Here is a 12499-nt window from a genome sequence, read left to right as displayed (position 1 = left end):
AATCCTTCTTATTGTTCTGTCAGGGCGCGCACGTTGACGCCCTTTTCAAGCAATTTCAGTTGCGCCAAATCACTGATGCCGAAACCGATTTGGGTCACTGCCATCGCCGCGATCGCGGTGGCGGTGCGCAGGGTCTGTTGTGGCGAATGCCCGCTGATCAGGCCGTGAACCATTCCCGCCAGCAATGAATCCCCGGCACCGACCGTGCTGGCGACCGTCACCTGGGGTGGCAACGCTTGCAACGCCACGACAGAACTAAACCAGTGCACCCCTTGCGACCCTTGGGAAATCACCACGTGCTCGATGCCTTGCCCACGCAAACGAGCGGCCACCTCGGCCTGGGCCTCAATGGAAATAATCGGTGCATCCAACGCCTCGGCCAACTCTTCGGTGTTGGGTTTTATCAACCATGGGCTCGCCGACAGCGCGGCGCGTAACGCCATCCCACTGGTGTCGAGGGCGACTTTCAGGCCCATGGCGTTGAGACGCAGCAATAGCGCTTGCAGCCATTGAGGGCTGACGCCGCGCGGCAAGCTGCCGGCCACTACTACGGCGTCGAACCCCCCGGCGATTTGTTCCACACGGGTCATCAACTCATGTTGCAGATCTTCACCGACCTGCGGCCCTGGGCCGTTCAGGTCGGTAATGCGCCCGCTGCTCTCGGCCAACTTGATGTTGCTGCGGGTTTCACCGGGCACCCGGACGAACTCGTCGACGAACCGCCGATGGGCAAACAGCGTCTCGAACGGCTGCTGATTGTCGATGCCGAGAAATCCACCCACCGTCAATTCGTGCCCCAAGTCGGCCAACACCTGCGCGACATTCAGGCCTTTGCCAGCGGCATGAGTGAACATGGCGTGGCTGCGATTGACCTGTCCCACCTGCAACGGGCCCATCTGTACGGTCAGGTCCAGTGCCGGGTTTAGGGTCAAGGTTAGAATTTTCGCCATTACAAAGCCTCCAAAAGCCGGGCATCCATTGCCAAGGTTTCAACAAGCGCACGCACTTCGGTGGCTGTCCCAAGCGTTAACGCACGCTGCGCCAGGTGTTGCACGTCGCCCAAGTTCAACTCACGGACGCAGGCTTTGACTTCGCCGATGCTTCGCGCCGCGACACTCAACTCATCGACGCCCAGCCCCACCAACAGCGCCACCGCCACTGGATCAGCCGCTAACTCACCGCAGATGCCGACCCACTTACCGTGGGCATGGGCAGCGCGCACGGTGATGTCGATCAGTTGCAATACGGCGGGGTGTAGGCCGTCTGCCTGACCCGATAATGTCGGATGACCGCGATCGATGGCCAAGGTGTACTGCGTCAGATCGTTGGTGCCCACGCTGAAGAAATCCACTTCCCGCGCTAACACAGGCGCCAATAATGCCGCCGATGGCACTTCGATCATGATCCCCAGTTGCAGGTCCGCCACGGGAATTTCTTCACGCAGGCGCAAGGTCATGTCCCGCGCCTGACGCCACTCTTCAACGGTGCCGACCATAGGAAACATGATCCGCAACGGGCGATTGTCGGCAGCGCGCAATAGAGCACGCAGTTGGCTTTCCATGATGTCCGGTCGTTGCAAAGTCAGACGAATGCCTCGTACGCCCAAGAACGGATTTTCTTCCTTGCCCATTGGCCAATACGGCAACGGCTTGTCGCCGCCAACGTCCAGCGTTCGCACCACCAGCGGTCGTCCCTGGAGGGCATCCAGCACGCGTCGATATTCAACTTCTTGGGTGGCTTCGTCTGGGGCCTGGGCATGGGCCATGAAAATCAGCTCAGTGCGCAGCAGGCCAACGCCCTCCGCTCCGAGTTCCACTGCCAGCGCTGTGCTCGCGCTGTCACCGATATTGGCGAACACCTCGACGGCGTGCCCGCAACGGGTCAGCGCGGGTTCCAGGCGTAATGCGGCAGCCGCATTCAAGCGCTCTGTGCGGATGTCGCGATCATGGATGGCGCGCAGCAAGGTGGCAGTATCTGGCGCGACGCTGAGTCGTCCGCGCAGGCCATCGAGCAGCAACGGCGTACCGGGTTTGATCAGCAACACCGCGTCGCCCGCCCCCACCACCGCCGGAATGCCCAAGGCGCGGGCGACAATGGCGCTGTGTGCAGTCGCGCCACCACGGGCTGTCAGTATGCCGGCGACCCGTGCGGGATTGAGGCGTGCGACATCGGACGGGCCGACTTCTGCCATGACCAGAATGTACGGTTGCTCGGGCTCGGCGACCGTTTCCACACCGCATAACTGCGCCAGCACCCGGCGCCCGATGTCTCGCAGGTCTGCGGCGCGCTCGGCCAGCAGTGCGTCGTGCAATTGCTCCTGCTGCAAGGCGGCGGCTTCGATGACGCCGATCCAGGCAGCCGGCGCACTTTCGCCTTGCTCCAGGCGGGCGGCGACTTCGTCAGTCAAGCCGGGGTCGTCGAGCATTTCCTGGTGAGTAACGAAAATCTCCCGAATCGCCTTGGCCTCGGCGCGCTGGATCAGTCTTTCAAGGTCCTGACGCACCGCAAACAATGCCAATTGCAGGCGCTGGTGCTCGGCCGCGCTTGATTCACCCTGTGAAGGAAAGTCGAACCGCTGCGGCACCTGAATGTGCGCCGGCCCCACCGCAATACCGGGGGCAGCAGCAATGGCTTGGATCACAACGCCATCGGCGGGCCCCATCACGCTCTGGGTGCCCGTATTCATTGCCGTCGTCACTGGCGATACGGCGGCGACCACCGGTGCCGCTGAGGATGGGCGGGACAGCACGTCAACTTCCTCACCCAGCCCCTCGAGAACCGCTGCAATCAGCGCGGGCAACGCATTGATGGCGACGGAGGGATCAACGGTGAACTCCAGGGTTTGACCATGACGCGCGCCCAGGCTCAGCAGCTTGGTCAGGCTTTTGACCGACACCGCACTTTCGCCACTTTCCACAACGCGTACGCGAATCTCGCCTTCGAAGGTTTTAGCCAGTTGCGCTAGGGTCTTCGCCGGCCGGGCATGAAGTCCATGGGCGTTGCTCAGCGTCACCCGCTGGCTCGGCCAATCTTCCGGCAATTCGCCGCCCAGTACCGCCAATACCGCGCGACTGCTGGTGGCGAGACCCAACTCGTGGCCTCGGCCTTCGATCAACACCGCACACAAGCGCTCAAGCAGTACCTGATGGGCTTCACCCATGCTGGCAAGGCAAAATAACCCGGTGAGCGGTTTGCCTAGAAAACGAATTGGTTTGTCTGGCGTGACAAACGCCAGGCCGGGACGCTTGACGGTTTGCTCACTGTGCAGCCACCAAAGGCCATCGCCCAACGGCAGCGCTTCAACCTGTTGCAGTACCGCAGCGAAGCCGTTGCTCACGCAATCAGCCTTGCGCAGCAGGCGCGCACCGCGCCACACCAATTCTTCGAAATCATCGGCCGATACACCGAGGCTGATCAATTGCGCATCCAGGGCCAAGGCTTGCGGAGCACCTTGCAACAATCCAATTAACGCGTCAGGGGTCGTTGCCTGGCGCAACGCCTCACCTAGATCAGCTTCGCCCAGCGCACGGGTGAGCAGTTGCAGTAAACGTAAGTGTTCGTCGCTTTTAGCCGCTATACCAATGGCCAAGTACACAATCTGCCCGTCACCCCAATCCACGCCGTTAGGGAACTGCAACAGGCGCACGCCGGTGGCGAACACCAGGTCGCGGGTTTCTGGAGTGCCGTGAGGAATGGCGATGCCTTGGCCCAGGAAGGTCGAACCCTGGGCCTCTCGGCCTTGCAGCCCCTGAAGATAACCCTCAGCCACCAAACCATCGGCGACCAGTTTACTGGCCAGTAATTCCAATGCAGCAGATTTGTCCACGGCCGTTTGGCCCATGGATATCTGCCCTACGGTGAGTTCGAGCATGCCTTTCTCCTTTTTGTTTTAGGGACTGCATCCACACAATTACCGATTGAACCAGCTTAGGCGAGTGTGGCGATAACCCTCTGACACCCATGAGGCGGGCAGTGCGACTGGATTATTTTTCAAGCTGAATCGATTAATCTATCAAGTGCGGCACGTTACTCGATAATCTGCTGCCGTTGAAGCCCAAGCGTCATATGACTTGGACGGTTTTTCAAAAAATTGCGCGAAATAACTGAGAGCTTCAAGTTGTGCGAAGGTCTCCTGAGAATAAGCGCCTGAGATTAGAAGTCAGCGGGAGGTTACCCGCTGTAGCGGTATTTCAGACACACCGCAATCCAACAACAAAAAGGATATTTGGGTTGAAACTCACTGATATTGCTCGTCTGGCCGGTGTTTCAGTGACCACCGCCAGCTACGTCATCAACGGCAAAGCCGAACAGCAACGCATCAGCAGCGCGACCGTCGAGCGTGTGCGCAAGGTGGTTGATCAACATGGCTTCCGCCCCAACCCACAAGCCGCCGGTTTGCGCAGCCGTCATACGCGAACCCTGGGATTCATCCTCCCAGACCTGGAAAACCCCAGCTACGCACGCATCGCCAAACTGCTGGAACAACGCGCCCGCGCCCACGGCTATCAACTGCTGATTGCCAGCTCCGACGACTCCCCTGCCAGCGAGCTGCAACTGCTGCAGCTGTTTCGCGCCCGGCGTTGTGATGCGCTGTTTGTCGCCAGCTGCCTGCCATACGATGACGACAGCTACCGCGAACTGCAAAAGGTCGGCATGCCGATTATCGCGATAGACCGCCAGATGGACCCTGCGCATTTCTGCTCAGTGGTCAGCGATGACCATCAAGCCAGCCTGCAACTGACCCACAGCTTGTTGAAGCCGATGCCCCGGCACATCGCGCTGATCAGCGCGCACCCAGAACTGATCGTCAGCCAGATCCGCACCGCCGGTTTCGAGCAAGCGCTCACACGCTTCAGCGGCGAGGTCATCGTTCAACAGGGCGAAGCCTTTAGCCGTGAGTGTGGCAAGCGACTGGCCAGCGAACTGCTTGAACGTTTGGGCCAGTTGCCCGACGCACTGATCACCACGTCCTACGTGTTGTTGCAGGGTGTTTTTGACCTGCTGCACAGTCAGGCGCTGAATCCGGCGCAACTGCATTTAGGCACCTTTGGTGACACTCAATTGCTAGACTTCCTGCCGCTGCCGGTCAATGCCATGGCGCAACAGCACCAACTGATCGCAGATCAAGCACTGGCGCTGGCGTTAGCGGCGGTGGAAAAAGACGATTACCAGCCGGGCGTGCATGCCATTGCACGGACGTTCAAACAACGTATTCACGAGGTCTGAATATGACGTTGATCGACACCCATACTCATTTGGATTTTCCAGACTTCGACGCTGACCGCCAGACGCTGATGGCAAACTGCCGAGCGGTGGGCGTCGAACGGGCGGTGGTGCTAGGTGTGCATCAGCGCAACTGGCAGCGGGTGTGGGATTTGGTGCAAAGCGACGCCAGCCTGTTCGCGGCATTCGGCCTGCACCCACTGTATCTCGATGAGCATCTGCTTGACCACGTGGAGGAATTGGGCGACTGGCTGACACGCCTCAAGGGGCATCCACAGCTGTGCGCGGTGGGTGAATTCGGGCTGGATTACTTTGTTGAGACCCTGGACCGAGACCGTCAACAAGGGATGTTCGAGGCGCAACTGCAACTGGCCGACGACTTCAATTTGCCGGCCCTTTTGCATGTCAGACGCAGCCACGCCAACGTGATCGCCACACTCAAAGACTACAACCTCAAGCGCGGTGGGATCATCCATGCCTTTGCCGGAAGCCGCGAAGAAGCTAGCGAATACATCAAGCTGGGGTTCAAGCTCGGCCTGGGTGGCGCAGCGACCTGGCCCCAAGCGCTGCGCATGCACCGGGTCATCGCTAAACTGCCGCTGGACAGCGTCGTGCTGGAGACCGACGCCCCGGACATGGCGCCCGCCATGTACCCTAACCAGCGCAACAGCCCCGAGCATTTGCCTGACATCTGCTTGGCCCTGGCCCAGTTAATGGGCGTGCCAGCTGAGGAGTTGGCCAACGCCAGCACCCGCAACGCCTACGAGCTGTTCAACTGGAAATAAGCAGCGCTATACGCGAAACGCGCTAATCAGCTGCTTCAACTCCACGACCTGCGCCGATAATTGACGGCTGGCGTGTTCCGTTTGATTCGCACCTTCTGCCGTGCGCTCACCCGCACGGTTGATTTCGACAATGTTTCGATCGATGTCATGGGCCACCGCCGTTTGCTGCTCCACGGCGGCCGCGATCTGCTGATTCTGATCGACGATCATGCTGACGGCGCCAAGGATATTTTCCAGCGCTTGCTGGACCTTTTCTGACTGCCCCACGGTGCCATTGGCCATTTCATGGCTGACGCCCATCGCCTTGACCGCCGCCCCGACACCGCCTTGTAACTTGGCGATCATCTGTTCGATTTCCTCAGTGGATTGCTGAGTGCGCTTGGCCAGGGTACGCACTTCATCTGCCACTACCGCAAAGCCCCGGCCCTGCTCCCCGGCCCGCGCCGCTTCGATAGCAGCGTTGAGCGCCAGTAAATTGGTTTGCTCGGCGATACTTTTGATGACATCCAAAACACGGCTGATGGACGAGCTGTCGGTTGCCAATTGATTGATCACCAACACCGATTGATCGATCTCGCTGGCGAGCCGAGAGATGCTGATCTGCTGGGATTCGACCAGCCCACGACCACTGACTGTTTCTTGGTTGACGCTGTGCGCGCTGCTAACTGCCGCAGCCGCACTGCGCGCTACCTCCTGCGCCGTGGCCGACATTTGGTTCATCGCTGTGGCCACCAATTCGATTTGGTTGCGCTGCCCCGCCACCGCCTGATTGCTCACCGCCGACACCGATTCAACCTGTCCGGCTTGCCGCTCGACCTCACTGACGGTCTTGCCCACCAATTCGATCAGGTCATGAATTTTCTTCACCGTGCCGTTGAACACCCGGCCGAGTTCGCCCAACTCATCACGGCTGTGAGCGGTAAAACTGGCGGTCATGTCACCCGCAGCCACCTTGTCCATGACGTCACCCAACCGCCTCAACGTGGTGCGCGTCGAAGCGTAGAAACCGCTGTAGAGATAAACGATCAGCAAGAAGGCCCCGGCCAGCGCAACCACCAATAGAATCGTGTGCTGACGGTTTTGCACCAGCCGACCTTGCAGGTCCTGATTAAGGAAGGCCACGGTCGCGTCGTCCAGTTGATAAGTCTTGGCGATCAGCCCAGTGACCTGTTGATAGAACGCCTCCCACGGCGCATTCAAGCTGTCGGCCGACACCACCTGCTGCTCGAATATCTCACTGCTTTGTTTGAGTGTCGCCAGGCTGGCCTGCGCCGGACCTTGTAATGCGTTGCGCGCAGCAGCGCTGTTACCGAAGGCGTCCTGCAGCTTCAAGGCGTAATCACCCTGGATGCGTTCAAGTTGTTGCAACAGCTCATCAAAACGGGTGCTGGCCGATGAGTTGATCATGCCCTGCCCCAACGAATACGAACCCATGGTCCGACCGTCGCCGATGGCCTGGGTGATCAACGGGGTGACGCTGGTAATCAAATCGATAAGTTGCCGCACATCGCTGCTGCGGTCCTGGCTAAGACCCGCTTGGCTGACGACGACTTTGCTGAAGGTCTGCGCCTTGCTTAACAATCGCGACATCATCCCGCTTTTGCTTTGCAGCGACGACTCGGCCTGCTGCGCCTTGAAAGCGGAAATAAGTTCGTCACGCTTGGCGTTGAAGGCAGCAACCTGGCTTGGATCTTCCGCCGGCGCGTTCAGGTTCTGCAAGGTGCTTAACACGGTGGTTTCCAGAGCGGAAATTCGCGAACTCAGGGCTTCGAATTGACTGGCCTGGCCAAGCACGACGTTCATGCCCACCAGCCCGTCTAGGGTCTCCAAATCTCGCCGCAGGTTTAGACTGGCGCCTACCAGTTCGAGGCTTTGCAGCTCGGTTCGGGTACCGACAAACTCGCGATAGGAATCCCTGACCAAATAAAAGTTGGTCACCAACATGGGCAGGAAAAACAGAATACTAATGAGGGTGAACTTCATCGCGAAGCTCAGCCGGTTCATCAGCGCGATGGCTGGATACAAAAGGCTCTTCACAAGAACGCTCCCTTTTTCTTATTTTTAGGGGTGCAGCGATTCGTCGAAATAGCGCAAAGCCACCATTCGCGACTAGGTCTGTATACCTGATATCCACCGGACGTTTTGTAAGTAAAGGTAAACGAAGGCGCTAAACCGGCCGACGCGCCCCCCTCTGTAGAGCCAACTTGTTGGCGAAGGCCTTTAAGCGGTATGCCTGATACACCGCCTCGCGAACACGTTCGCTACCAGAGGCGAGAGGTACGACGCGTGCATCAGGTAAAACGCTTCCCGAATGAATTCGGTCCCACAGATTTCTGTAGGAGCGAATTCATTCGCGAATGGACTAACGCGGTCGGGCCAAAGGACCGCTTAAACCAGCAACGTCCACAACGCAAACCCGGCGTACCAAACCACCGCTGAGCGCAGCAACAGTTCCCACAGCGCATCCAAGTTGGCAACGCCGTCTGCGCCAACCACAGGGGTCGGGATTTCGCTGGCCACTTGGCCAGTTTTTGTCACTAACTGCGCCGCGCTGATGTTCCAGTTCAGCAACTCATGCAGCATCAACCGGCTGACCGCGACGAAATTTCCGACCAGGGCAAAACTGGCGGCGAGCAGCCGCACCGGCACCCAATCAAACGCGTGATGCAACTGAGCTGCGCGCTCGACCAGTGCAGGATTTTTGCCATGGGTAACGGCCAGCGCCAGCAGTCGATAACCCAAGGCCGCCACCGGTCCCAACAAGAAGTACCAAAAAATTACCGCAAAAAAGCTCTGATAGGCTTGCCACAACAAGTAGCGCTGAACGCCTTCGAGCAGTTGTTCGCCATCTTCGGCGATGACGCCCATATCACGCTCAGCAACGAGACTGGCAGCTTGCGCGTCGCCTCTGCGCCAGGCATCGCGAAAAGGCCCCAACGTGGCCAACAGGTCGCCGCGACCCAAACTGTAGATCAATACCACCAAGTGCACCGGCAAACCCAGCCAGCCATACGCCACCGACTGCACCACCACCAGTAGCAAGGCCAATAGCACCACCGGCAGCAGAATCAGCAATGCCAAAATCAACCACGGCCGGGTGCTCAGGCGCGGGGTGTTTTCAAGCTTTGCCAGCTCCCGCAACCATGGGCCATCACGCTGTACGCGTTGGCGCAAGGCGGAGAACTTCTCTATCCAGACGGCGAACAGCAATACCAAAAAACTCATTCCTTGTCCCTCACTTCAATCCTGCAATGCCGCTCGAAAACGCGCCCACTCAAAACATGGGCCCGGGTCTGTCTTGCGTCCCGGAGCAATATCGCTGTGGCCGCAAATTCGCTGCGTGGTAATGGCTGAAAATGTCGACTGCAACTGGCGAGTCAATTCAATCAGGGCGTCGTATTGAGCGTCGGTGAAAGGCAATTCATCGGTGCCTTCCAGCTCGATTCCAATGGAGTAGTCGTTACAGGTTTCACGCCCTTCAAAACGGGAGATTCCCGCGTGCCAAGCGCGGTCCAGGCAGGACACAAACTGCGTCAGCACGCCGTCGCGCTCGATCAAAAAATGCGCCGATACCCGCACATCAACGATGCTTTCAAAATAAGGGTGTTGTGTGACATCCAGCTGGTTCTGAAAGAACGCTTGCACGTAGCCGGTCTTGAACTGAGCGGGGGGCAAACTGATGTTATGGATCACCAACAGCGAAATCTCGGCCTCGGGCCGCTCATTGAAGTTGGGCGACGGACAGTGGTGCGCGCCATGGCACCAACCGCTGACGGGGTCCAGCTGCATGAAGGGTTCCTTGAACGGCGGATCAATAACGCAAGTATGCCCGCGACGGGGAATCACGGGGCAGCAATATTTTGTGTTGCCGACAAAACAGGGCGTTTTGTCGGGATGAGTGCTTGGCCGAGCGCGGCAATCAAGCCCCGCCCTTAAGCCTGCGCAGGTTGCCGATCACGGCCTCCAGTGCGCGGTCGAATAGCAGGGCGTCGTCGAGCAGGCGAACAGCGCCTCGACGAAACTCCACCGCCAGGCCCATGCGGGTTTTTTCCAGCACCTTCATGCCCGTGCGGTTAACAAACACGTAACGACCGGCCGGCTCAATGATGGCTGCCAGCTTACAGCGCAGTTTGTGCTCCTCGTCTTCCTGTATTTCGACCCAGCTGCCGATGCGCAGTTTGTGGACTTCAAGGACCGCATCGTCATCGTCTTCCAGGCGCACGCTTTGATCGCTGTGCGGTTGTTCACCCGGCGCGATCAGCACAATCTCCTCGACAACCGCGATCATTTCCGCAATTGACGCCGATTTGATTGGGTTCTCGCCAAGATCATCCTGTTGAGGGGCCAAGTATTGGAACGCCTGGACATGCAGGCTTTCCAGCTGATTAAAAAAGTCGCCAGTGGCGAATGGATCAAACGCCGCGCTGGTCAGGCCATCGCGCAAGGATTTGAGCAAGCCGGGCACCAGATCCAGCAATCGCTGCCGAGCTTCGGGCTCTTCATGGGGCTCGACGCTCCAGATCAAATCGTCCATGGCGCCCAAACCCGCACGCCATTCTGCCGACTGATCCCCGTGTTTCAAGCAGGTCAGCAGCAGCACCTTGCTCCAAGCTTCCTGAAGGAGACGCACCACCACTTCAGGCAAGGTTTTGCCCAGCAGGCGATGATTCAACTCATGCTGTACCAGCTCCCGTGCCAACTCAGCCCGGGCACGGCCTTCTTCCGCATCGCGGGTGCGTTGCTCAAGTAGCTCACTGCGACGACGCTCGTCGCCCGTAAACGCGAGGAAATCCACCAACAATTCGGAAAAGATCGCCGGGTCGTCGACGAAATCATTAAGTAACCGCTGCACAATCTGTTCGATTCGCACATAGAGCGTGTCGCGTTGATAGTCGTCGCGACCGCCCCAGCCCAATGCAGCGTAGGCGATTTCATTGAGCAGACGTCGCGCGGGATGGCTGCCACGACTGAAAAAACTTTTGTCGATCACCGCGACTTTCAACATCGGAATTTGCAGACGCCCAATCAACGCTTTGAGCGAGTCCGGCAAATTGCGGTCGTCGAGGATGAACTCAAACAGCATGGCGATCAGGTTGATGACATCTTCGTCAACGACACCCACCACACGATACTTGCCACTTTTCATGCTGACGCGGGCCAGCAACTCTTCGAGCTGGTTGCGCAGATTGAATTCGTCGTGCGCCTCGGGCGCCGGCACGTACTGCTGCAGGTGCGACAGAAGGCGTAGCAGGTCCTGGCTGGAAATCGGTTTGGCTTCAGTGGTGGGGTCAGGCAATGGCGCGACACTGCGCACGTATAAAAGCAACTCTTGAAGCGCAGCAAACACTTCGTGGACATCTTGGTCGAGTTGCCGACTGGCGATGGCTGCGGCGGCTGCATCGACCGCATCGGCCCCTTGCGAAGCTCGCGAACTGGCCTTTGCTCGATCAGAAACCCGCCGGGCAGGCGCGCCCTTGAGGTCCGGGAGAACGCCGCTGGTAATCAATAACTGGTTGGCTTCGTCGTAGAGTTGGTCGGCATCGGTCAGCACATATTTTTCAAACAATTTGAAAATGATCAATCTGACCTTTATTTCAACGCCCAAAGTGCGACAAGACTGCAAAAAGAAATCGCACAGCGCCGTCGGCCCCATTGGGTTGGACAGGTCGGTCAGGTGTTGGGGAATCAGGGTATTCAAGCGGGTGGTCAACTGAGAGAGAGCAAACCCGTCGCGGCTCAGGACCTTGGACACCATCGCGTCGACAGCAACGATTTTCTCCAGATCGTCGTTGTGTACCAGCGCCAGTTTATCGAACGTCATCGGCGAGTCGACTTCAGGCTCGCTGACCTCGTACTGACCCAGACGCAAAAAGGCTTCATAAAACTTATCGATGAAACCCCGCTCTATGCTTTTACGTTTGAGGCGAAGATCGCGCATCGCCTCAAAAAAACTGTTTTGCTCAGCATTGTTGTGGGCACGATCGGCCATTTCAAACAGCGTGTCATCAGCGTTGTCGAACAGCGTCTGCAACGCGTCCTTCACCTGCTGTGCGGCTTTGTCGCGAACTTGCAGCAATACAACGGGAATCCGAACCAGCGACGAGGCCGGCACTTGCTCTGGGGCACCCTTGTTCAGCGGAACCACTTTCCCGTCGTTTTGCATCAACGTCTCCAATGAGAACATCCGCGACCCCACTACAGACAAGACGCAATAGGTCGATCTGTAAAGTCAGTTTCTACGAAAAAGTTTGCGCCAAAGTCATGACGTCAATTGACCGACACAGTATCTTGCAAAAGATGTCAGTTAAGCCAGTGGTGATTACAGCTATTTACGTCCGTTAGCGCTGAATAGACCGCAGGTCTCAACTTCCATCGCGTAGACCACGGCAAAACCGACGAACTGCAGGCGCAGGCTCATGCCTGCGGCGCTTCGCGGGGTGGGTTGCTGCGATGGGGTGCCTTATACTCGGCCCACCTAGAAGTGGAGTTCG

At 58.3% G+C, this 12499-nt stretch carries 8 protein-coding genes; 2 read left to right on the top strand and 6 right to left on the bottom strand.

Features of this window, described 5'->3' with window-relative positions:
• Positions 1–8: 8 nt before the first annotated feature.
• Positions 9–950, bottom strand: a complete 942-nt coding sequence (gene pfkB / locus RHM59_RS20970; protein ID WP_322285320.1) for a 1-phosphofructokinase — start codon at positions 948–950, stop codon at positions 9–11.
• Positions 950–3871 (bottom strand): phosphoenolpyruvate--protein phosphotransferase, encoded by a 2922-nt coding sequence (gene ptsP / locus RHM59_RS20965; protein ID WP_322166085.1) that lies wholly within the window; start codon positions 3869–3871, stop codon positions 950–952. The genes pfkB and ptsP overlap by 1 nt, the downstream gene beginning before the upstream one ends.
• Positions 3872–4230: 359 nt before the next feature.
• On the opposite strand from ptsP, the gene cra reads away from it, so the two are divergent.
• The gene (gene cra / locus RHM59_RS20960; RefSeq protein ID WP_322285319.1) at positions 4231–5226 is read left to right on the top strand and encodes a catabolite repressor/activator; all 996 of its coding nucleotides are present in this window, start codon (positions 4231–4233) and stop codon (positions 5224–5226) included.
• On the top strand, positions 5223–6008 hold the full coding sequence (locus tag RHM59_RS20955) for a TatD family hydrolase (protein WP_322171147.1): 786 nt from the start codon (positions 5223–5225) through the stop codon (positions 6006–6008). Before cra ends, RHM59_RS20955 begins: the two co-directional genes overlap by 4 nt.
• A gap of 6 nt (positions 6009–6014) precedes the next feature.
• On the opposite strand, the gene RHM59_RS25590 is transcribed toward RHM59_RS20955, so the two are convergent.
• The 4 genes from RHM59_RS25590 to RHM59_RS20935 all read right to left on the bottom strand — a co-directional run bounded on the left by RHM59_RS25590 (position 6015) and on the right by RHM59_RS20935 (position 12171).
• Positions 6015–6719, bottom strand: a complete 705-nt coding sequence (locus RHM59_RS25590; RefSeq protein WP_416195105.1) for a methyl-accepting chemotaxis protein — start codon at positions 6717–6719, stop codon at positions 6015–6017.
• 1677 nt (positions 6720–8396) lie between these two features.
• Entirely contained in the window at positions 8397–9233 is an 837-nt protein-coding gene (gene ampE, locus RHM59_RS20945) for a regulatory signaling modulator protein AmpE (RefSeq protein WP_322184883.1), read from the bottom strand.
• Between the two features lie 15 nt (positions 9234–9248).
• A complete protein-coding gene (gene ampD, locus RHM59_RS20940) occupies positions 9249–9797 on the bottom strand; it encodes a 1,6-anhydro-N-acetylmuramyl-L-alanine amidase AmpD (RefSeq protein WP_322184881.1) in 549 nt (182 codons plus the stop codon).
• 130 nt (positions 9798–9927) lie between these two features.
• Positions 9928–12171, bottom strand: coding sequence for a DUF1631 domain-containing protein (locus RHM59_RS20935; protein ID WP_322285318.1), 2244 nt, complete (start codon positions 12169–12171; stop codon positions 9928–9930).
• Positions 12172–12499 lie beyond the last annotated feature (328 nt).

This window comes from Pseudomonas sp. MH10 (assembly GCF_034353045.1).
Classification (GTDB): Bacteria; Pseudomonadota; Gammaproteobacteria; order Pseudomonadales; family Pseudomonadaceae; genus Aquipseudomonas.
The sequence above is the reverse complement of the archived record's forward strand: the minus strand, read 5'-3'. Positions and strand labels throughout refer to the sequence as shown.